The organism is Pseudomonas taiwanensis (genome assembly GCF_013393345.1).
GTDB lineage: Bacteria > Pseudomonadota > Gammaproteobacteria > Pseudomonadales > Pseudomonadaceae > Metapseudomonas > Metapseudomonas resinovorans_C.
The window spans coordinates 131,835-152,470 of record NZ_QJRF01000060.1 but is presented as its reverse complement, the minus strand read 5'-3'; the positions used below and the strand labels follow the sequence as shown (position 1 = coordinate 152,470).

16 protein-coding genes are annotated in these 20,636 nt (G+C 62.6%); 12 read left to right on the top strand and 4 right to left on the bottom strand.

The window, feature by feature from the left end:
• Nucleotides 1-2 precede the first annotated feature (2 nt).
• The gene (locus DM872_RS13855) at nucleotides 3-1,577 is read left to right on the top strand and encodes a glycerol-3-phosphate dehydrogenase/oxidase (RefSeq protein ID WP_179060026.1); all 1,575 of its coding nucleotides are present in this window, start codon (nucleotides 3-5) and stop codon (nucleotides 1,575-1,577) included.
• Between the two features lie 18 nt (nucleotides 1,578-1,595).
• Nucleotides 1,596-3,155 (top strand): FGGY-family carbohydrate kinase, encoded by a 1,560-nt coding sequence (locus DM872_RS13850; RefSeq protein WP_179060025.1) that lies wholly within the window; start codon nucleotides 1,596-1,598, stop codon nucleotides 3,153-3,155.
• 111 nt (nucleotides 3,156-3,266) lie between these two features.
• Here DM872_RS13850 and DM872_RS13845 read toward each other — a convergent pair whose 3' ends face one another.
• Nucleotides 3,267-3,965: a pirin family protein gene (locus tag DM872_RS13845; RefSeq protein ID WP_179060024.1), complete on the bottom strand. Its 699-nt coding sequence runs from the start codon at nucleotides 3,963-3,965 to the stop codon at nucleotides 3,267-3,269.
• A gap of 206 nt (nucleotides 3,966-4,171) precedes the next feature.
• Between DM872_RS13845 and yegS the strand changes: the two genes are divergently transcribed.
• From yegS to DM872_RS13830, 3 genes are all read left to right on the top strand, one after another.
• Nucleotides 4,172-5,071, top strand: coding sequence for a lipid kinase YegS (yegS, locus tag DM872_RS13840; RefSeq protein WP_179060023.1), 900 nt, complete (start codon nucleotides 4,172-4,174; stop codon nucleotides 5,069-5,071).
• A 134-nt stretch (nucleotides 5,072-5,205) separates the two neighbouring features.
• Entirely contained in the window at nucleotides 5,206-6,132 is a 927-nt protein-coding gene (locus tag DM872_RS13835) for a chemotaxis protein CheV (protein ID WP_179060022.1), read from the top strand.
• Between the two features lie 68 nt (nucleotides 6,133-6,200).
• Nucleotides 6,201-7,004 (top strand): MOSC domain-containing protein, encoded by an 804-nt coding sequence (locus tag DM872_RS13830; protein WP_179060021.1) that lies wholly within the window; start codon nucleotides 6,201-6,203, stop codon nucleotides 7,002-7,004.
• Between the two features lie 82 nt (nucleotides 7,005-7,086).
• Here DM872_RS13830 and DM872_RS13825 read toward each other — a convergent pair whose 3' ends face one another.
• Complete coding sequence (locus tag DM872_RS13825) at nucleotides 7,087-9,021, bottom strand: transglycosylase SLT domain-containing protein (protein ID WP_179060020.1); 1,935 nt, start codon at nucleotides 9,019-9,021, stop codon at nucleotides 7,087-7,089.
• 185 nt (nucleotides 9,022-9,206) lie between these two features.
• Here DM872_RS13825 and DM872_RS13820 point away from each other — a divergent pair, with 185 nt between their 5' ends.
• Together DM872_RS13820 and DM872_RS13815 are read left to right on the top strand one after the other, a co-directional pair.
• Nucleotides 9,207-11,120: an ATP-binding cassette domain-containing protein gene (locus DM872_RS13820; RefSeq protein WP_179060019.1), complete on the top strand. Its 1,914-nt coding sequence runs from the start codon at nucleotides 9,207-9,209 to the stop codon at nucleotides 11,118-11,120.
• 20 nt (nucleotides 11,121-11,140) lie between these two features.
• The gene (locus tag DM872_RS13815) at nucleotides 11,141-11,827 is read left to right on the top strand and encodes a DUF6901 family protein (RefSeq protein ID WP_179060018.1); all 687 of its coding nucleotides are present in this window, start codon (nucleotides 11,141-11,143) and stop codon (nucleotides 11,825-11,827) included.
• Nucleotides 11,828-11,854: 27 nt separating this feature from the next.
• On the opposite strand, the gene DM872_RS13810 is transcribed toward DM872_RS13815, so the two are convergent.
• The gene (locus DM872_RS13810; RefSeq protein WP_077525355.1) at nucleotides 11,855-12,295 is read right to left on the bottom strand and encodes a universal stress protein; all 441 of its coding nucleotides are present in this window, start codon (nucleotides 12,293-12,295) and stop codon (nucleotides 11,855-11,857) included.
• A gap of 86 nt (nucleotides 12,296-12,381) precedes the next feature.
• Here DM872_RS13810 and DM872_RS13805 point away from each other — a divergent pair, with 86 nt between their 5' ends.
• Nucleotides 12,382-12,816 (top strand): hypothetical protein, encoded by a 435-nt coding sequence (locus DM872_RS13805; RefSeq protein ID WP_179060017.1) that lies wholly within the window; start codon nucleotides 12,382-12,384, stop codon nucleotides 12,814-12,816.
• Between the two features lie 42 nt (nucleotides 12,817-12,858).
• On the opposite strand, the gene DM872_RS13800 is transcribed toward DM872_RS13805, so the two are convergent.
• Entirely contained in the window at nucleotides 12,859-13,665 is an 807-nt protein-coding gene (locus tag DM872_RS13800; protein ID WP_179060016.1) for a hypothetical protein, read from the bottom strand.
• Nucleotides 13,666-14,139: 474 nt separating this feature from the next.
• Here DM872_RS13800 and fadB point away from each other — a divergent pair, with 474 nt between their 5' ends.
• The 4 genes from fadB (at nucleotide 14,140) to topA (ending at nucleotide 20,604) form a co-directional block, all read left to right on the top strand.
• Nucleotides 14,140-16,287, top strand: a complete 2,148-nt coding sequence (gene fadB / locus DM872_RS13795; RefSeq protein WP_179060015.1) for a fatty acid oxidation complex subunit alpha FadB — start codon at nucleotides 14,140-14,142, stop codon at nucleotides 16,285-16,287.
• A gap of 19 nt (nucleotides 16,288-16,306) precedes the next feature.
• Nucleotides 16,307-17,482, top strand: coding sequence for an acetyl-CoA C-acyltransferase FadA (fadA, locus tag DM872_RS13790; protein ID WP_179060014.1), 1,176 nt, complete (start codon nucleotides 16,307-16,309; stop codon nucleotides 17,480-17,482).
• Nucleotides 17,483-17,644: 162 nt separating this feature from the next.
• Nucleotides 17,645-17,881: a DUF1653 domain-containing protein gene (locus DM872_RS13785; protein ID WP_179060013.1), complete on the top strand. Its 237-nt coding sequence runs from the start codon at nucleotides 17,645-17,647 to the stop codon at nucleotides 17,879-17,881.
• Between the two features lie 116 nt (nucleotides 17,882-17,997).
• Entirely contained in the window at nucleotides 17,998-20,604 is a 2,607-nt protein-coding gene (gene topA, locus DM872_RS13780) for a type I DNA topoisomerase (RefSeq protein WP_179060012.1), read from the top strand.
• Nucleotides 20,605-20,636 lie beyond the last annotated feature (32 nt).

Sequence of the window (20,636 nt, the reverse complement as noted above, 5' to 3'; positions counted from 1 at the left end):
ACATGGGTGCCTGGAACGCCGGTTGGCGCGCCGCTGCCTTGCCCGAACTGGCCAACCGCGAGTGGGACCTGATCGTGGTCGGCGGCGGCATCTGTGGTGCCGGCATCCTGCGGGAAGCGGCCAGGCGTGGCTGGAAATGCCTGCTGCTGGAACAGCGGGACTTTGCCTGGGGAACGTCGAGCCGGTCCTCGAAGATGGTCCACGGCGGTTTGCGCTACATCGCCAAGGGCCAGTTCGGCCTTACCCGTGCCTCTGTGCGTGAACGCCAGCGCCTGCTGGCCGAAGCGCCAGGGCTAGTGGAGCCGTTGAGCTTCGTCATGCCGCACCGCGGCGGTTTTCCAGGGCCTCGAATCTTCGGCGGCCTGCTGGCGGTGTACGACGCGCTCGCCGGGCATCGCAACCACTTTTACTACCCGCTGCAGCAACTGCGCTATCTGGTGCCTGGCCTGGCCGAAGGTGGCTTACAGGGGGGCACCCGTTTTTTCGATGCCGTTACCGACGATGCCCGTCTGGTGATGCGAGTGCTGGGCGAGGCTCGCGCCGAAGGTGGCGAGGCCCTGAACGGTGTGCGTGTGGTGAGTTTGCGGCGGGACCAGGGCAGGGTGACCGGCCTGGAAGCCGAGGACCTGGAGACTGGCCAGCGCTTCACTTTTCGCAGCCGTGCGGTGGCCCAGGCCACAGGTGCCTGGGCTGATCGTCTGCGCACTGCACAGGGCACGGAGCACATTCGCCCGCTGCGCGGCAGTCATCTTCTGCTTCCGGCCTGGCGCCTGCCGCTGGCCCACGCGATCAGCTTCATGCATCCCACCGACGGTCGGCCGGTCTTCGTTTTCCCTTGGGAAGGGGCGACCGTGATAGGCACCACCGATCTTGACCACCGAGACGACCTGGACCGGGACGCGCGCATCACTGAGGCGGAAGTCAGCTACCTGCTGGAAGCCTGTGCCCTGCAGTTCCCTGCAGCCCGGATTGGCCGTTGCGATGTGCTGTCCACCTGGGCGGGCGTTCGGCCGGTGGTGAGCGATGGTGAGGCGCGGTTGAAACCCTCGGATGAGAAGCGCGAGCACGTCCTCTGGACGGAGCCCGGCTGCGTCACCCTGGCCGGAGGCAAGCTGACCACTTTCCGCCTGCTGGCCCTTGAGGTGCTGCATGCCTGCGCAGGCTTCGTCGACCGGACTGTGGAGGAGGGCGATGACCTGGTGTTTCGGCCTTGCGCAGCTCCGGACGCGACGAACCTGTCGCCCGCCCAGCGTCTGCGTCTGGTGGGGCGGCATGGGCGAAGTGCTGCCGAAGTGGCGCGCTGGGCCGCGAAGCTCGGCAACGGGCGCGTCGGAAGCAGCAATACGCTTTGGGCCGAACTGGCCTGGGCGGCGGAGGGCGAATTGGTCCTGCATCTGGATGATCTGTTGCTGCGTCGGACGCGCCTCGGTCTGTTGCTGCCGGAAGGGGCCCGCGCGGAGCTGCCGCGCATTCGCTCGCTGTGCCAGCCGCTGCTGGGTTGGGGCGATTCCCGCTGGGCAGAGGAAGAGGCGGCCTACCTGGCGCTCTGGCGACACTGCTACAGCCTGCCGGAATAACAAGAACAAGGACGCATCGTGAGCGAAAAGAGTTATCTGCTGGCCATCGACAACGGCACCCAGAGCGTTCGCGCCCTGCTGTTCGACCTGCAAGGCAACCTGGTGGGCAAGGGCAAGGTGCCGCTGGAGGCCTATTACTCCAGCCAGCCTGGCTGGGCCGAACAGGACCCTGACTACTACTGGAACAGCCTGGGTGAAGCCTGCCGGCTGTTGTGGGCGTCAGTGGACATCGACCGCAGCCTGATTCGCGGTGTGTCCCTGACCACCCAGCGCGGCACGGTCATCAATGTCGATGAGCAGGGCAAGCCATTGCGCCCGGCCATTCTCTGGCTCGACCAGCGCCAGGCCAAGGTGGAGGGGCGGATCAAGGGCCCTTGGGGATGGTTGTTCAAGGCGATCGGTCTGGAGGGCACGGTGGACTATTTCCGTGCCCAGGCGGAGGCCAACTGGGTGGCGCAGAACCAGCCGGAGCTCTGGTCCAGAACGCACAAGGTTCTGCTGCTGTCAGGCTTCCTCAGTCACCGGCTGTGTGGCCGCTTCGTCGATTCCGTGGCGTGCCAGGTCGCCTATCTGCCATTCGATTACAAGCGCCTGCAGTGGGCCGCGCCGCGTGACTGGAAATGGCAGTCCATGCCGGTGCGCCGCGAGCAGTTGCCGGAACTCTTCAAGCCCGGCGAGCGCTTGGGCAGCATCACTGCCGAGGCCAGCCGACATACCGGAATCCCGGAAGGTCTGCCGCTGATTGCCGCGGGTGCCGACAAGGCCTGTGAAGTGATTGGTGCCGGCGGGGTGGAGCCAAGCATGGCCTGTCTCTCCTACGGCACGACCGCGACGATCAACACCACGCGGCGCAAGTACCTGGAAACTATCCCGCTGATTCCGCCCTATCCGGCGGCGATTCCCGATCACTTCAACACTGAGGTGATGATCTATCGGGGCTTCTGGATGGTCAGTTGGTTCAAGCAGGAATTCGGCCTGCGTGAAATGCAGCGGGCAAAGGAGCTGGGGGTTGAGCCGGAGGCGCTGTTCGACGAGCTGGTCAACAGCGTGCCGCCTGGGTCCATGGGATTGATGCTGCAGCCCTATTGGTCGCCGGGCATCCGTGAGCCGGGTCTGGAGGCGAAGGGATCGATCATCGGCTTCGGCGATGTTCATACCCGCGCGCATATCTATCGCGCCATTCTCGAAGGTCTTGCGTATGCCCTCCGCCAGGGCAAGGAGCAGATCGAGAAACGTTCCGGCACTCACATCACGCGATTGCGGGTATCCGGAGGTGGTTCCCAGAGCGATGCCGCCATGCAACTGACCGCCGATATCTTCGGCCTGCCGGCTGAGCGGCCGCACGTCTACGAAACTTCGGGGCTCGGTGCGGCAATCGACTGCGCGGTGGGCCTGGGCTTGCACCCGGACTTTCCGACGGCGATTGGCGCCATGACGCGGGTAGGTCAGGTGTTCCAGCCGGACCCGCAGGCACAGCGGACCTATGACCGGTTGTACCGGGAGGTTTACCAGGGGATGTACAAGCAGTTGCGGCCGTTGTACCGGAGGATCAGGGATATCACCGGCTACCCGGCGTAGTTCGGGAGACTGCATTTGGGAATCCCCAGTGGGAGCGATTTCAATCGCGATGAAGCAGGGCGTTGCGGCCCACTCGCGAATGAATTCGCTCCCACAAGGGAAAGCGCCTGGTCAGGCCACATCCACCAGGACGATTTCGCTGTCCTCGCTGGCGGTGAAGCTGAGCACTTCCACATCGTGCACCGCCACGCCGTCGCGGGCCTCGGCAGCAACGCCGTTCACCTCGTATTTGCCCTTGGCTGCCACCAGGTAGGCCTTGCGGCCTTTCTCCAGGCGGTACTCGGCGCTTTGTCCTGCCTTCAGGGTCGCGGCGACGAGTCGCGCGTTGGCGCGGATGTGCAGGGCGTCGGTGCCTTCATCGATCCCGCTCGCCAGGGTGACGAAGCTGCCTGCACGCTCTCCCTTGGGGAAGGGACGGGCGCCCCAGGACGGCGCAGCACCGTACTCGGTGGGCATGATCCAGATCTGGAAGATCTTGGTGGTTTCGTCTTCCAGGTTGTACTCGCTGTGGGCGATACCCGTGCCGGCGCTCATCACTTGCACGTCACCGGCTTCGGTGCGGCCCTGGTTGCCGAGGTTGTCCTTATGGGTGATGGCACCCTCGCGGACGTAGGTGATGATTTCCATGTCCTGGTGCGGATGCGGCGGGAAGCCACTGTGGGGCGCGATCTCGTCGTCGTTCCATACCCGCAGTTGACCCCAGTTCATCCGCTGGCTGTCGTAATAGCTGGCGAAGGAAAAGTGATGACGGGCATTGAGCCAGCCGTGGTGGGCTCCACCCAGTTCAGTGAAGGGGCGTACTTCGATCATGTTCAGTTCTCCAGTCTGCTCGCGGAGGGAGTTCTCCGGAGGAATGGGTGGCATGATCAATCATCATATAACTGTGCAAAAGCGCAATTTTTCCGCAATTGATATCTAAATAGTCGATTGGTTTGGCGTTGGAACAATCGGCACGGGCGTCATTGTCGAAGTCTTGCGGTCCTATACTCCGGCCATTCCTGATCGATGGAGGTGATATGGGCGAGCGCAAGGCCTTGCTGATCCTGCACGGCAAACAGGCAACCAACGACGACGTTAGAACGGTGATCGAAGCACGCCGGGCGGACGGGTGGGACTTGGCGGTGCGCGTCACCTGGGAAGCGGGTGATGCGCGCCGACTCGTGGGGGAAGCGCTGGCAGCGGGCTATCGGACGCTGATCGCCGGGGGCGGTGACGGCACCTTGCGCGAGGTGGCCGAAGCCATGGTTCGGGCGGATAGAGATGCCAGCCTGGCGCTGTTGCCCTTGGGCACGGCCAACGATTTCGCACGTGCCGCTGGAGTACCCCTCGAACCCGTCGAAGCATTGGCCCTGCTGGATGTGGCGCCGCGAGCGATCGACCTGGGCGATGCAGACGGCCATCTATTCCTCAATATGGTGACGGGGGGATTCGGTTCGAAGATCACGGCCAACACCTCCGAAGACCTGAAGAAAGTGCTCGGTGGGGCTGCCTATTTCCTCACGGGCCTTACCCATTTCGCCGAAGTCCATTCGGCCATGGGCCGTTTTCGCGGTCCGGATTTCTTCTGGGAGGGCGAGTTCCTGGCGCTCGGCATCGGCAATGGACGCCAGGCCGGCGGTGGCCATCCGCTGTGTCCGCAGGCGGTGCTGAACGATGGGCTGCTGGACCTCTGCATCATCCCGGCTCCCCAGGATGTGGTGGGCACCCTGACGACACTGCTGTCCGGCGGCATCCTCGGTCTGGAGGCGGTTTCCGTGAGCGCGCGCCTGCCGTGGGTAGAAGTGGAAGCTGCGGAAGGGCTGGACCTGAACCTCGATGGCGAACCGCTGGAAAGCTCGCGCCTGCGCGTCTCCGCACGGGTGGGGGCGCTGCGGTTGCATCTGCCCGAAGACTCTCCGCTGCTGCTGCCAGGCTGAGCCCCGGGCGCGCTGGCGTCATGGGGTTGGCTGCGGCATGATGGCTCGGTGCCATGTCTTCAGTTTTGCGGCGCTTTGCCGAAACGCTGCCATGGCAGTCCTGCCCATATCGCATTCGCAGCAGAGGAAGTTCCATGGCCGGCATTCTCGACACCGTCGATCAACGCACCCAACTGGTGGGTGAAAACCGCCTGGAAATCCTGATGTTCCGCCTCAGCGGTCGTCAGCTGTTCGCCATCAACGTGTTCAAGGTGCAGGAAGTTCTTCAGCTGCCCAAGATGACGCTGATCCCGCAACGCCATCCCTTCGTGTGCGGTGTGGTCAACCTGCGGGGTCAGACGCTGCCGGTGATCGACCTGTCCCAGGCCATCGGCATGCGTCCGTTGGTGCCGGACGAGCGCAGCACCATCATCGTCACCGAGTACAACCGCTCGGTGCAGGCATTCCTGGTCGGTGGCGTGGATCGCATCCTCAATCTCAACTGGGAGTCCATCATGCCGCCGCCTGGTGGCGCGGGCCGCCAACACTACCTGACGGCGATCACCAAGGTGGACGAGCAGATCGTCGAAGTCATAGACGTGGAAAAGGTACTGGCGGAGATCGTGCCGATGAGCACTCGGGTATCCGCCGATCGTCTGGGCAACCCATTGCTGCAGATGGCCGTGGGGCGCGAGGTGCTGCTGGTGGACGACTCCAGCGTTGCCCTGACGCAACTGCGGGAGACCCTTTCGCAGCTCGGCATGCGCATGCACATGGCCAGCGATGGGCTGAAGGCATTGAAGATGCTCAAGGCCTGGGCGGACAGCGGCGAAAACATGACCGAGAAGCTGCTGATGATCTTCACGGATGCGGAGATGCCGGAAATGGACGGCTACCGCCTGACCACCGAAATTCGCAACGACCCGCGTCTGCGCGACCTCTACGTGGTGATGCACACGTCGCTGTCCGGCAGCTTCAACGATGCCATGGTGAAGAAGGTCGGCTGCGATAACTTCCTCTCCAAGTTCCAGCCCGACAGGCTGGTGGACGTGGTGATGGACCGCCTCAAGCGCGATCAATGAGCTTGAGGTGAGCGGGGTCGGCTGCGTATAAGGTGGGTTTCGCTCGAACGCTGATCAGGAAGCCAGCCATGTTGCGTCTCTCCTCCCTTTATCGTTACCCCATGAAGTCCGCCATTGGCGAACCCCTGCAACACGCCCGGCTGGATGCCCTGGGCCTGGCAGGTGACCGCCGCTGGATGCTGGTGGACGCTGAAAACGGCCGTTTCCTGACCCAGCGCGCCTTTCCTCACATGTCCCAGCTGTCGGCGCGGTGGAACGATGCCGGCGGCCTGACCCTGAGCACACAGGGGCAGCCTGCCCTTGACGTGCCGCTGCCAGAACCGGACAACAATCTGCGCGGCACCTTCGTCTGGGGCGCGCCGATGCATGTGCCCGATGCCGGTGACGAAGCGGCGCAATGGCTCAGCGATTTCCTTGGCAAGGCGTGCCGTCTGGTCCATGTGCCGGAGCACCGGGCGCGGGACATACCCGGCAGTCTGTTGCCGGAAGAGAAGGTGGGCTTCGCCGATGGTTTCCCGCTGTTGCTGATTGGCCAGGCGTCGCTGGAGGACCTGAGCGAACGGGTAGGACGGCCTCTGGAGATGCTGCGTTTTCGCCCGAACCTGGTGGTGGAGGGCAGCGATGCCTACGCCGAGGATGGCTGGAAGCGTATCCGCATTGGTGGTATCGAATTCAGTGTCGCCAAGGGTTGTAGCCGCTGCATTCTCACCACCATCGATCCGGCGACCGGAGAGCGCAGTGCCGACCGTGAACCGCTGACCACCCTCAAGACCTACCGCGAGCGGGAAGGCGAGGTCTACTTTGGGCAGAACCTGATCAACCGCAGCGCCGGCGTGCTGGAAGTGGGGATGGAAGTCGAAGTGCTGGAGTAGCGGATCGGTGCAGGGTGTGTTGGTGGGCTGAAGCCCACCCTACGATGAGAAAGGGCGCCGCGTGGCGCCCTTTTTCTTTGTTTCACTGGTCGTCGAAGTATCGCTCATGCCAGTCCACCAGGGGCTGCGGGGCGTTCAGCTTGTGCCCGTAGATCACCGAGTAGGACAGCACGTTCTGCACGTACTGGCGGGTTTCGTCGAAGGGGATGGATTCCACCCAGACATCGTAGGACAGGTGGTCAGCACCCTTCAGCCACTGGCGCACGCGACCCGGGCCCGCGTTGTAAGCGGCCGAAGCGAGCACGCGGTTGCCGTTGAACTGGCCGTGGACCTGGCTCAGGTAAGCGGCGCCGAGCTGGATGTTGACGTCGGGGTTGAACGCCTGCTTCGGCGAGCCCAGAGGAATGCCGAACTTGCGCGCGGTTTCCTTGGCCGTACCGGGCATCAGCTGCATCAGGCCCATGGCGCCGACACCGGAGCGCGCGTCGGCCATGAAGGCGCTTTCCTGGCGCGTGATGGCGAATACCCAGCTGGAATGCAGGCCACGAATCTTCGCCTGCTGGGTCAGAGCCGAGCGGTGGGCCATCGGGAAACGGATATCCAGGTCATCCCAGTACTGTGCCTGGCTGATGGTGCGGATGGCCGGGAAGTACCATTGCAAGTCGTAGGCGATCTTGGCCTGGGCCACCATCTCATCGCGGTCGAAGAGACGGCTGACGTGGTACCACTCGCGGCGACCGTTGACGATCTCGCCGCGATCATGGAACTCCAGCGCACGGCGGATGCCGGCGGTGTTGCGCACTTTCTGCATGACCTTCGGATCAATGGCCAGAGGTTTGTTGTTCAACTGATAGGGCGCCTGGATACGGTCGGCGGCCATGAAACCGTAGAAGTCGCGTTCGCGGGCCACCGGCTGGTACAGCGGAACCGGTTGCTGGCTCTGGGGCTGCGCCAGTTGCAGGGTGCGGGCCTGCCAATAGCGCCAACGGTTGGTCTTGGCCAGGTCTTCGGGCATCTGCCGGGTCAGTTGGTAGGCGTCATCCCAGCGCCCCAGGCGCAGGAGCAGGCGCGCACGCCATTCGCTGACGGTGTTGTCGCGCAGCTCGGGGTCGTACTGGGCCATGACCTTCAGGGCGCGCGAATCGAAACGCTTGGCCAGTGTCAGGCCGATTTCGCGGGCGATGGCGACCTTCTCCTCCTTGGAGAAAGGCAGGCGGGCCGTATAGACCTCCAGCAGGCTCAGCGCTTTCTCCGGGTCCTGGCGTGCCAGGCGGCGCAAGCCGAGGCCGGCCGCATCGGCCGTGTGGCGATCGGCGGGAACGAAGCGCCCGGTCTGGCTCAATATCTGCGGCTTCTGCGCCACTTCTACCATCAGCTTGCCCTGGGTGCCCAGGCGCGGCATGGTTTTCACCAGGTGGTTGGCCAGGCCGTAATTGCGCGCTTCAGCCGCCAGCTTGGCGCGCTTCCAGCGCAGCTCCTCGGTCAGTTGTCCTTCGGCGCTCCACATGCCGAACAGCACATCGCACGCCTCGGGTTGGGATTTGCCTACCAGCCAGAGCTTCTTGGCGGTGGCGTAGCCTTCCTTCTTCATGCCGTGCTTGAGCTGGTACTGGCCGAACAGGCAGTCCAGTTCGGTGAAGTTGAGCTTGGGGTCGTAGTAGTTGATGAAGGTCTGCCATTCGCCGCGCTCGGCCAGCCAGCGCAACCAGCGCAGCTTCATCCAGCCAGCCTGGGGAAGGTCGCCGTGTTCGGCGAGGAATTTCTCGATTTCGTCGTTGCTCGCCCATTTCAGACGGGCGGTCAGCTCGTCATAGGCCAGGTACGGCTCCAGCGGGTAATCGCGCAGCGCATTGGCATAACGCTGGTAGGGGCCAGAATCACCCTTGGCCAGGGCGCGCTTGGCCTCGTCGTACATCAGTCGTTGTTGTGTGAGGGACGCCGAGGCGGCCTGAGCGCCTTGCAGGCCGACCGTAGACAGGAGCAAACAGGAAAACAGGCTGAGCAGACGACCGCGCATGACACTTCCGAGGCAGATATATCGTTATGAATGCCCCGTTTCGGGACATCGAATAGCGCCTAGCTTAGCTTCTGCGACGAGCCGGTTAAAGCATTGCGCCAGCAGGGGAAACCAGCGGTAAAAAATGCCCGAGAGACGGTGTGGCAAGTCGGGTAGAATGCGCGCCCTTATCCCGGAGGCCCCACATGACGCTGCTCAAGTTCACCGACGTATCTCTTGCCTACGGCGCCATGCCGCTGCTGGATAAGGTGTCCTGGCAGATCGCCCGTGGCGAGCGCGTGTGCATCATCGGCCGCAACGGCACCGGCAAGTCCAGCCTGCTGCGTCTGGTCAAGGGCGACCAGTTCGCCGATGACGGCGAGATCTGGCGTGCACCCGCCTTGAAGATCGGCGAATTGCCCCAGGAGCTGCCGCTTGCCGATGACCGCACCGTGTTCGACGTGGTTGCCGAAGGTCTGGCTGGCGTTGGTGCACTGCTGGCCGAATATCATCACCTCAGCCTGCACATCCAGTCCGAGGCCGACCTGACCAAGCTGGCCCACGTCCAGCAGGAACTCGAGGCCCGCGACGGCTGGCGTTTGCAGCAGCTGGTGGACAGTACCCTGAGCCGCTTGCAGTTGCCTGCGGACAAGACCCTGGCCGAACTTTCCGGTGGCTGGCGCCGCAGGGTATTGCTGGCCCAGGCGCTGGTGGCCGAGCCGGACCTGCTGCTGCTCGACGAGCCCACCAACCATCTGGACATTGGCGCCATCGCCTGGCTGGAAGAAGCCCTGCTTGGTTTCAACGGCGCGGTGCTGTTCATCACCCACGACCGTTCCTTCCTGCAGAACCTGGCCACCCGCATCCTCGAACTGGACCGTGGCCACCTGATCGACTGGAACGGCGACTACGCCAGCTTCCTGGTGCACAAGGAACAGCAGCTGGCGGCGGAAGAAGTGGCCAATGCCCTGTTCGACAAACGCCTGGCCCAGGAAGAAGTCTGGATTCGCCAGGGCATCAAGGCCCGTCGTACCCGTAACGAAGGCCGGGTGCGTGCGCTCAAGGCGATGCGTGTCGAACGTTCAGAGCGTCGTGAGCGGCAGGGCAAGGCGACGATCCAGTTGGACGCAGCGGAGAAATCCGGCAAGCAGGTGATGGTGGCGGAGAATGTCGGCTTCGCCCATCCGGGCGGCGAGCCGCTGATCCGCGATTTCAACCTGGTGCTGCAGCGCTCCGACCGTATCGGCCTGCTGGGCGCCAACGGAACTGGCAAGACCACACTGCTCAAGCTGCTGCTGGGTGATCTCCAGCCCACCAGTGGCAGTATCGAGATCGGTACTCGCCTCGAAGTGGCGTATTTCGACCAGCTGCGTCACCAGTTGGATCTGGAAAAAACCGTAATCGATAACATCTCCGAAGGTCGCGATTTCATCTCCATCGACGGCCAGAACCGCCACGTGCTGAGCTACCTGGGTGACTTCCTGTTCAGTCCGCAGCGCGCCCGCACGCCGGTGAAGGCGTTGTCCGGTGGTGAACGGGCACGACTGTTGCTCGCCAAGTTGTTCAGCAAGCCGGCCAACCTGCTGGTGCTGGACGAACCGACCAACGACCTGGACGTGGAAACCCTGGAACTGCTCGAAGAGGTGCTGCTGAACTTCCCTGGCACCGTGCTGATGGTCAGCCACGACCGGGCGTTCCTCGACAACGTGGTCACCAGCACGCTGGTGTTCGAAGGTAATGGCCGCGTGCGCGAGTACGTCGGCGGTTATCAGGACTGGCTGCGCCAGGGCGGTTCGCCGCGTCTGCTGGGCGTTGGCGAAGGTCGCGAGGCCAAGGCCGAGGCGCCTAAGGCTGCCGAGCCTGCGTCGATGGCCAAGGCGGCGGTAGCCGAAGCTCCGAAACAGAAGCTGAGCTATAAGCTTCAACGCGAACTGGAAGCGATTCCGGGGCAGATCGAAGCCCTGGAAACCGAGCAGGCGAAGCTACAGGAAGAAATTTCCGACCCGGCCTTCTATCAGCGTCCGCCGGAGCAGACTCGCGTGGTGCTGGAACGGCTGGATGGCTTGCAGAAGGAACTGGACCGCCTGATCGAACGCTGGGCGGAACTGGAAGACAGTTGAGGAAGTGAGCCGGAGAGCCCATGGCCATCGAATACCGCATCAGCCTGGATGACGTACATGAGTTCAGCTATCGCATCGAGCTGGATCGTGAGTACGACCAGGAGCGCGCTGTTGGCGCGCCTAAGTGGACGCGTCTGGAACACCAGCAGTGCAGCAACTGCCCGCTACGCCGCGAGATCCACAGTCATTGCCCGGCTGCGGTGGACCTGCACCGGGTGATCGAGGACTTCCAGGGATTGCCGGCCTTCAAGAAGGTGCAGGTCTGGGTGCGTACGCCGGATCGTGAATACGCCAAGGTTGTCGGGTTGGAGGAGGGCCTGCGCGCCCTGCTGGGGGTCATCATGGCTACCAGCGCCTGCCCGGTCCTGGGCAAGCTCAAGCCGATGGCGCAGCAACACCTGCCATTCGCCAGCAATCAGGAGTTCATCCTGCGGGCGGTTTCGCTCTACCTCGCGCGGCAGTATTTCAACCTTCGGGAAGGGCGTCATGCGGACTGGGAGCTGAAAGGGCTGGTGCGGCTGTTCCAGCAATTGCAGTTGGTGAATCAGGCCTTCTGGCAGCGTATCCACGATACCTGCGAAGGGGACTCCAACCTCAAGGCTTTCCTGACCTTCTTCTCCATGGCATCCAGCATGACCTATTCGCTGGAAACCCAGTTGCAGAAGATTCGACCGCTAGTGATGAGCGCGGGCGAGGGCTTCGACTGAAGCCTTCGCCCGCGGAGTCGCGTCGGTTTACTCAGGTTTCTTCAGGCGGACCGCGAGCACGTCACAGGGCGCGCCGTGGAGCACGTCGTTGGCGGTGGAGCCGAGCAGCAGGGCAAGGCCATGGCGGCCGTGGCTGCCGACAACGATCAGGTCGCAGCCCTGTTCCTCTGCAAGGCGGTGAATTTCCTGGCGAGGCTGGCCGTACGCCAGATGGCGCTGGTCGGCGCTCAGTTCGGAGTAAATGCCGGCGAAGCCCTGCAGGCGCTCCCGGGCCTGTTCGAACTGCTGCTGCTGGAGCATGGACAGGTCCATGGGTACGTCGCCACCGAAGGCCATGGCCATCGGTTCGACGATATGCACCAGCGACAGCTTGGCATTGCTGGCCTGGGCCAGCGCCTGGGCACGACGCACCACAGGATGGCATTCATCGGTCAGGTCTACGGCGACCAGAATGTGCTGGTAGGTCATGGGTGACTCCTCCTTAAGGTTGCGCATGATCACAAGTATGGCTTTCCGAAACGTTTAACACAGGCTTTTGCGCGGAGATAACCGTTATGACCCTCTGGATCGTCCTGTTGCTGCTTCTGGCGATGCTCAGTCCGTTGGTCTGGCTGGTGCCGTCCAAGGGGCAGCGAGGTCGTATGGAACTGCGGCTGCAAGCGCGGCGAATGGGATTGGCCATGCAGCTGTCGCGCCAGGACTGGCCGCACTGGCTGGTCCAGGAGCCTCCCCATTCCTGCGCGCAGTACCATCGACCGCGCCTGCGCGGGCGCGAGGCCTGGTGCTATTGGCAGAACGAGCCAGGCAGCTGGCTGAACCAGTGGCGCGAGCCCTGCGAGGATGCAGCGGTGCTGGCGCATCTGGCTGGCTTGCCGAAGGATGTCTACAAGGTCGAAGCGAGCTCGCAGATGATTGCCCTCTACTGGGGGGAGCGGGGGACCGCGGAGGACCTGCAGCGCATTGCCGACACGCTGAAGGCGCTGGCCTGAGGGGAGGGCGCGAGGGCGAATGCCATCGCGCCGATTGCTGTCTCAGCTCTGGGCGGCGGAGTAGCGGGCAGATACGTCTTCGAGGCCGTCGATTATGCGGTCCGAGTACTTGTTGATGAGGAACGGCACGCTGTTTTCGTTGTAGTTCTTCAGCGATTTTTCGATGTAGCGCCATTTGGTGCTGATGCCATCCAGCGCCTGGCGAATCTCCGGCGTGTTTTGAGGGGCCTGTTCCAGGCTGGTCAGCTGGTTGGCGAACTGGCCGGCCAGCTCATCAATGCCCTTGCCGCCGTTGCTGCCGATGAAACTGCCGCCAATGGATGCGCTACGGGAGGCGTAGTCCACCGCGATGGTTTGCATCAGCAGGCTCTGGTCGCGGCTGCGCTGCGTCAGGGACGGGACCTGGGTCGAACCTTCCTGCTGGATCCTGGCGTAGAGCTCGTTGGAGAGGTCCATCAGGCGCTTGTTGCGCGCGGTCAGGTCAGCCACCGGTTGCAGGTCGGTATAGCCTTGTTGCTTGAGTGAGGTGACCAGGCGGGTCAGCTCGCTGTTGTAGTGCTGCCATTCCTGGGTCAACTGGGCGTGCAGGGCTTTCGACGCTTCCCCGGGCATTTCGCCCAGTTCCTTCAGGCGCGCATCCGCCTTCTGCACCGACTCGTCGATCAGGCGCGCGTAGCGCTGATCGCCCTCCATGCCGTTGTACATATAGAAGTCGCCAAGGCTGCGCTGGGCGGCGAGGCGCATCTGATGGAGCTTGAGCAGGCTGTCAGCCGAGGAAGTCTGAGCAGTGGCGAAAGCGGGAAGGGTGAGCAGGGTACCCAGAAGAATGGCAAGCAGGCGGCTCGTCATTGGCACGACTCCGTGGGCCATTGGCCTTGATTGTTGTTGTTTTGGCGTTCGAATCCTCGCGGATCGAGTGGCACGAATGTACCCGTGGGACAGGCAATTTGCCAGCGGCCTCCCGGCGGCTTTTCCGCCAATGCGCGGTGAGCGTGATGAGATGCAATCAAAAGTGTGAATTTGTCTCGACCGTGCAGCCCGCGTTGCGGCGAGGCTGGTGGCAGAGCCGTTTTATCGTGGCCGGCCGGTCACGCTGCGCGATTGACAAGCGCTGACTTTTCCCTGAATCTGCGCTCACCCAAATCAAACGGGCGTATGAATCAAGCGTTTGTCTTGTATGACGTTTCTAGCCATACAGCCCGAATATCGCATCGGTGGGTGTGCCGGATCGATCGGGACTATGCTCCGGCAGCGCCGGGAAGCGAGTCCGCCGGTTGGCTCCGATGCGTACAGTCCAGTTTCCCAAACCGTGGAGATCAGTTGATGATTTACGAAGGTAAAGCCATCACGGTTAAGGCTCTTGAGGGCGGTATCGTCGAACTGAAGTTCGACCTCAAGGGTGAGTCCGTCAACAAGTTCAACCGCCTCACCCTGAATGAACTGCGTGATGCAGTTGCAGCCATCAAGGCCGACGCTTCGGTCAAGGGCGTTATCGTCAGCAGCGGCAAGGACGTCTTCATCGTCGGCGCCGATATCACTGAATTCGTCGATAACTTCCAGCTGCCTGATGAAGAGCTGGTGGCGGGCAACCTCGAAGCCAACAAGATCTTCAGCGCCTTCGAAGACCTCGAAGTCCCCACCGTTGTCGCTATCAACGGCATCGCCCTGGGTGGCGGCCTGGAAATGTGCCTCGCAGCTGACTACCGCGTGATGAGCACTGTCGCCAAGATCGGTCTGCCGGAAGTCAAGCTGGGTATCTACCCGGGCTTCGGCGGCACCGTGCGCCTGCCGCGCATCATCGGTACCGATAACGCCATCGAGTGGATCGCTTCCGGCAAGGAAAATCGTGCCGAAGACGCCCTGAAAGTCGGCGCCGTTGACGCCGTTGTCACTCCCGAGCTGCTGCCGGCCGCTGCCCTGGACCTGGTCAAGCGCGCCATTTCCGGCGAGCTGGACTTCAAGGCCAAGCGTCAGCCCAAGCTGGAGAAGCTGAAGCTCAATGCCATCGAACAGATGATGGCCTTCGAAACCGCCAAGGGCTTCGTCGCTGGTCAGGCCGGCCCGAACTACCCGGCTCCGGTCGAAGCCATCAAGACCATCCAGAAGGCCGCTAACTTCGGTCGTGACAAGGCTCTGGAAGTGGAAGCCGCCGGTTTCGTGAAGCTGGCCAAGACTTCGGTCGCCACCAGCCTGATCGGCCTGTTCCTGAACGATCAGGAGCTGAAGAAAAAGGGCAAGCAGTACGACGAAGCTGCCAAAGACGTGAAACTGGCTGCCGTTCTCGGCGCCGGCATCATGGGTGGCGGCATCGCCTACCAGTCCGCTTCCAAGGGCACTCCGATCCTGATGAAGGATATCCGCGAAGAGGGTATCCAGATGGGTCTGAACGAAGCTTCCAAGCTGCTCGGCAAGCGCGTCGAGAAAGGCCGCATGAAGCCCGAGAAGATGGCTGAAGCGCTGAACGCGATTCGCCCGACCATGTCCTACGGTGATTTCGGCAACGTCGACATCGTGGTTGAAGCAGTGGTCGAGAACCCGAAGGTCAAGCACGCTGTGCTCGCCGAGGTGGAAGGCCATGTTCGCGAAGACGCCATCATCGCTTCCAACACCTCCACCATCTCCATCAGCTACCTGGCCCAGGCCCTGAAGCGTCCGGAGAACTTCGTCGGCATGCACTTCTTCAACCCGGTGCACATGATGCCGCTGGTTGAAGTGATCCGTGGCGAGAAGTCCAGCGAAGTGGCTGTCGCCACCACCGTTGCCTTTGCCAAGAAAATGGGCAAGAACCCGATCGTGGTCAACGACTGCCCCGGCTTCCTGGTGAACCGCGTGCTGTTCCCGTACTTCGGCGGTTTCGCCAAGTTGCTGGAGTTCGGCGTCGACTTCGTCCGCATCGACAAGATCATGGAGAAGTTCGGCTGGCCCATGGGCCCGGCGTACCTGTCCGACGTGGTCGGCATCGACACCGGCCACCATGGCCGCGATGTAATGGCTGAAGGCTTCCCGGATCGTATGGCTGTGGAAGGCAAGACCGCCGTTGACGTCATGTACGACGCCAACCGCCTGGGTCAGAAGAACGGCAAGGGCTTCTACGCCTACGAAACCGACAAGCGCGGCAAGCCGAAGAAGGTCACCGACCCGGTTGCCTACGAAGTGCTGAAGTCGATCGTCAAGGAGCAGCGTGAGCTGACCGACGAGGACATCATCAACTTCATGATGATCCCGCTGTGCCTGGAGACCGTGCGCTGCCTGGAAGACGGCATCGTATCGACCGCTGCCGAGGCCGATATGGGCCTGATCTACGGCATCGGCTTCCCGCCCTTCCGTGGTGGTGCGCTGCGCTACATCGACAGCATCGGTGTGGCCGAGTTCGTGGCCCTGGCCGACAAGTACGCCGACCTGGGCGCGCTGTACCACCCGACCGCCAAGCTTCGCGAAATGGCCAAGAACGGCCAGAAGTTTTTCGGCTAATTGAGCGAGAGTGAAGAATATGAGCCTGAATCCTAGAGATGCAGTCATTGTCGACTTCGGTCGCACCCCGATGGGTCGCTCCAAGGGTGGCATGCACCGCAATACCCGCGCCGAGGACATGTCGGCGCACCTGATCAGCAAGCTGCTGGAGCGCAACACCAAGGTCGATCCGGCGGAAGTCGAGGATGTGATCTGGGGCTGCGTGAACCAGACCCTGGAGCAGGGCTGGAACATCGCACGCATGGCGTCGCTGATGACCCAGATCCCTCACACCAGCGCTGGCCAGACCGTCAGCCGCCTGTGCGGTTCCTCCATGAGCGCCCTGCACACCGCCGTGCAGGCCATCCAGACCGGTAACGGCGACGTCTTCGTGGTCGGTGGCGTGGAGCACATGGGCCACGTTGGCATGATGCACGGCGTCGATCCGAACCCGCACATGTCCCTGTACGCCGCGAAAGCCTCGGGCATGATGGGTCTGACCGCTGAAATGCTCGGCAAGATGCACGGCATCAGCCGCGAAGCCCAGGATCAGTTCGGTGTGCGTTCGCACCAACTGGCCCACAAGGCCACCGTCGAAGGCAAGTTCAAGGATGAAATCATCCCGATGCAGGGCTACGACGAGAATGGCTTCCTGAAGGTGTTCGACTACGACGAAACCATTCGTCCGGAGACCACCCTGGAAAGCCTGGCCAGCCTGAAGCCGGCGTTCAACCCGAAAGGCGGCACCGTGACTGCGGGTACTTCCTCGCAGATCACCGACGGCGCTTCCTGCATGATCGTGATGAGCGCCCAGCGTGCCCAGGACCTGGGTATCCAGCCGATGGCCGTCGTTCGTGCCATGGCGGTTGCCGGTGTTGACCCGGCGATCATGGGTTACGGCCCTGTGCCGTCCACCCAGAAAGCACTGAAACGCGCTGGCCTGACTATGGACGACATCGACTTCGTCGAGCTCAACGAAGCCTTCGCCGCCCAGGCCCTGCCGGTGCTGAAGGACCTCAAGCTCCTCGACAAGATGGAGCAGAAGGTCAACCTGCACGGTGGCGCCATCGCCCTGGGTCACCCGTTCGGCTGCTCCGGTGCCCGTATCTCCGGCACCCTGCTGAACGTGATGAAACAGAACGGCGGTAATCTGGGCGTGTCCACCATGTGCGTGGGCCTTGGCCAGGGCATCACCACCATCTTTGAGCGCGTCTGAGCGCACGCAAGATGAGAAAACCGGGGCCTAGTGCCCCGGTTTTTGCTTTTATGTGGAGATACTTCTCAGGAATTTTCATGCAAGGGCTGGTTTCGAGTCGCATCACGCGGCACCATGCGCAACCTTTGCGGGATAGCCTGCATTCATCACTGTGAGGCAATCATGAGCCTGCAACCGGGTCTCTATCGTCACTACAAGGGTCAGCAGTACCGCGTCGTCGGTGTTGCGCGACATTCCGAGACGGAGGAGGAGCTGGTGGTGTACCAGGCCCTCTACGGCGAATTCGGCCTTTGGGTGCGACCGCTCAGCATGTTCACCGAAACGGTCCAGGTGGATGGCGAGCAGATTGCGCGCTTCGCCTTGGTGAGTGCGGAGCCGAATCTCTTTTCTCAGCCCTGACGGGCATCGAGGCAGCCGGGGCGCGCTTGACCGCGTCGCGCTGGCCACTATATATAGCGGTGCCGCGACAGGCGGCACCCGCCTTTTACATTCTTCAATCAGGAACACACCGATCCATGGGCAAATCGCTGGTCATCGTGGAATCCCCGGCCAAGGCCAAGACCATCAACAAGTACCTGGGCAACCAGTACGTGGTGAAGTCGAGCATCGGCCACATCCGTGACCTCCCCACCAGCGGTTCGGCCAGTACCGCCAAGGAGCCGGCCAAGCGTGGCAAGACCGCTGGTGAAGCGCCGGCTCTGTCCCCCAAGGAGAAGGCCAAGCGTCAGTTGGTTGCACGCATGGGGGTGGATCCTGAGCACGGCTGGAAGGCCAAGTACGAGATCCTGCCCGGCAAGGAAAAGGTGATCGACGAACTGCGCCGCCTGGCCAAGGATGCCGACACCATCTATCTCGCAACCGACTTGGACCGCGAAGGGGAGGCCATTGCCTGGCACCTGCGGGAATCCATCGGCGGCGATGACAGCCGCTACAAGCGCGTGGTGTTCAACGAAATCACCAAGAAGGCCATTCAGGAAGCCTTCTCCCAGCCTGGCGACCTCGACATCAACCGTGTCAATGCGCAGCAGGCGCGCCGCTTCCTCGACCGCGTCGTGGGCTACATGGTGTCGCCGCTGCTTTGGCAGAAGATCGCCCGCGGCCTGTCGGCCGGTCGTGTGCAGTCGGTAGCGGTGAAGCTGGTTGTGGAGCGCGAGCGCGAAATTCGCGCATTCGTTCCGGAAGAATACTGGGAAGTTCATGCCGATCTTGGCACCGCCAAGGGCGCCAAGGTGCGTTTCGAAGTGGCGCGCGAGAACGGCGAGGCCTTCAAGCCGCTGAACGAAGCCCAGGCCATGGCGGCGCTGGAGAAGCTCAAGGCTTCCAGCTACACCGTGGCCAAGCGCGAGGACAAGCCGACCTCCAGTCGCCCGTCCGCGCCCTTCATTACCTCCACCCTGCAGCAGGCCGCGAGCAACCGCCTGGGCTTCGGGGTGAAGAAGACCATGATGATGGCCCAGCGTCTCTACGAGGCCGGCTACATCACTTATATGCGTACCGACTCGACCAACCTCTCGGCTGACGCCATTACCATGGTGCGTGGCTTCATCGAGGGTGAGTTCGGCGAGAAGTACCTGCCGTCCAAGCCGAACGTCTACTCCAGCAAGGAAGGCGCCCAGGAAGCGCACGAGGCCATTCGCCCGTCCGACGTCAATCTGCGTCCCACCCAGCTGTCTGGCATGGAGCGTGATGCCGAGCGCCTGTACGACCTGATCTGGCGCCAGTTCGTGGCTTGCCAGATGCCGCCGGCTGAGTACCTGTCCACCAGCGTTAGCGTCGCTGCCAGCAAGTTCGAGCTGCGCGCTAAGGGTCGTATTCTCAAGTTCGATGGTTACACCCGCGTCCTGCCGCAGCAGAGCAAGCCGGGCGAGGACGATGTCCTGCCGGAAATGAGCGAGGGCGAACTGCTCGAGCTGCTCAAGCTCGAACCCAGCCAGCACTTCACCAAGCCGCCGGCGCGCTACTCCGAAGCCAGCCTGGTCAAGGAGCTGGAAAAACGTGGTATTGGCCGGCCCTCCACTTACGCGGCGATCATCTCCACCATTCAGGAGCGTGGCTACGTCACGGTGCACAACCGTCGTTTCTACGCGGAGAAGATGGGCGACATCGTTACCGAGCGCCTGAATGAAAGCTTCGCCAACCTGATGGACTATGGCTTCACCGCCGGCATGGAAGAGCACCTGGACGACGTCGCCCAGGGCGAGCGCGACTGGAAGCACCTGCTGGACGAGTTCTACGGTGACTTCAGGAAGAAGTTGGAGCTGGCCGAAGGCGCCGACAAGGGCATGCGTGCCAACCAGCCAACGCTGACCGATATTCCCTGCCGCGAGTGCGGTCGTCCGATGATGATCCGTACCGCCTCGACCGGCGTGTTCCTCGGGTGCTCGGGCTACAGCCTGCCGCCGAAAGAGCGTTGCAAGGCCACCATCAACCTGGTCCCGGGCGACGAGATCGCCGCGGACGACGAAGGTGAGTCGGAATCCCGTGTGTTGCGTGGCAAGCACCGCTGCCCGATCTGCGCGACTGCGATGGACGCCTATCTGCTGGATGAAACCCGCAAACTGCACATCTGCGGCAACAACCCGGATTGCTCGGGTTACGAGATCGAGCAGGGCCAGTACCGCATCAAGGGCTACGAAGGTCCGAGCCTGGAATGCGACAAATGCGGTAGTGAGATGCAGCTCAAGACGGGTCGGTTCGGCAAGTTCTTCGGTTGCACCAACGCCAGTTGCAAGAACACTCGCAAGTTGCTGAAGAGCGGCGAGGCTGCGCCGCCGAAGATCGATCCGATCCGCATGCCCGAGCTGAAGTGCGAGAAGGTCGACGACATCTATGTGCTGCGTGATGGCGCTTCCGGCCTGTTCCTGGCGGCCAGCCAGTTCCCGAAGAATCGCGAAACCCGTGCACCCTTGGTGCAGGAGCTGATTCCCCACAAGGACGAGCTGGATGCCAAGTACCACTACCTGCTGGATGCGCCGAAGAAAGACCCGGAAGGGCGCCCGGCGGTGATCCGCTTCAGTCGCAAGACCAAGGAGCAATATGTGCAGACCGAGGTCGAAGGCAAGCCCACCGGCTGGCGCGCTTTCTTCGATGGCGGCAAGTGGAAGGTCGAGGACAAGCGCTGACCGACCGTAGCGCGCCCGGTTCCGGGCGCGCT

Bases quoted from the DNA above. Each gene is read 5' to 3' on its own strand.
- fadB (WP_179060015.1), top strand. From the start codon at position 14,140: ATGATTTACGAAGGTAAAGCCATCACGGTTAAGGCTCTTGAGGGCGGT.
- yegS (WP_179060023.1), top strand. From the start codon at position 4,172: ATGGGCGAGCGCAAGGCCTTGCTGATCCTGCACGGCAAACAGGCAACC.
- DM872_RS13845 (WP_179060024.1), bottom strand. From the start codon at position 3,965: ATGATCGAAGTACGCCCCTTCACTGAACTGGGTGGAGCCCACCACGGC.
- DM872_RS13830 (WP_179060021.1), top strand. From the start codon at position 6,201: ATGTTGCGTCTCTCCTCCCTTTATCGTTACCCCATGAAGTCCGCCATT.
- DM872_RS13855 (WP_179060026.1), top strand. From the start codon at position 3: ATGGGTGCCTGGAACGCCGGTTGGCGCGCCGCTGCCTTGCCCGAACTG.
- DM872_RS13815 (WP_179060018.1), top strand. From the start codon at position 11,141: ATGGCCATCGAATACCGCATCAGCCTGGATGACGTACATGAGTTCAGC.
- DM872_RS13800 (WP_179060016.1), bottom strand. From the start codon at position 13,665: ATGACGAGCCGCCTGCTTGCCATTCTTCTGGGTACCCTGCTCACCCTT.
- DM872_RS13825 (WP_179060020.1), bottom strand. From the start codon at position 9,021: ATGCGCGGTCGTCTGCTCAGCCTGTTTTCCTGTTTGCTCCTGTCTACG.
- DM872_RS13810 (WP_077525355.1), bottom strand. From the start codon at position 12,295: ATGACCTACCAGCACATTCTGGTCGCCGTAGACCTGACCGATGAATGC.
- DM872_RS13785 (WP_179060013.1), top strand. From the start codon at position 17,645: ATGAGCCTGCAACCGGGTCTCTATCGTCACTACAAGGGTCAGCAGTAC.
- DM872_RS13835 (WP_179060022.1), top strand. From the start codon at position 5,206: ATGGCCGGCATTCTCGACACCGTCGATCAACGCACCCAACTGGTGGGT.
- DM872_RS13820 (WP_179060019.1), top strand. From the start codon at position 9,207: ATGACGCTGCTCAAGTTCACCGACGTATCTCTTGCCTACGGCGCCATG.
- fadA (WP_179060014.1), top strand. From the start codon at position 16,307: ATGAGCCTGAATCCTAGAGATGCAGTCATTGTCGACTTCGGTCGCACC.
- topA (WP_179060012.1), top strand. From the start codon at position 17,998: ATGGGCAAATCGCTGGTCATCGTGGAATCCCCGGCCAAGGCCAAGACC.
- DM872_RS13805 (WP_179060017.1), top strand. From the start codon at position 12,382: ATGACCCTCTGGATCGTCCTGTTGCTGCTTCTGGCGATGCTCAGTCCG.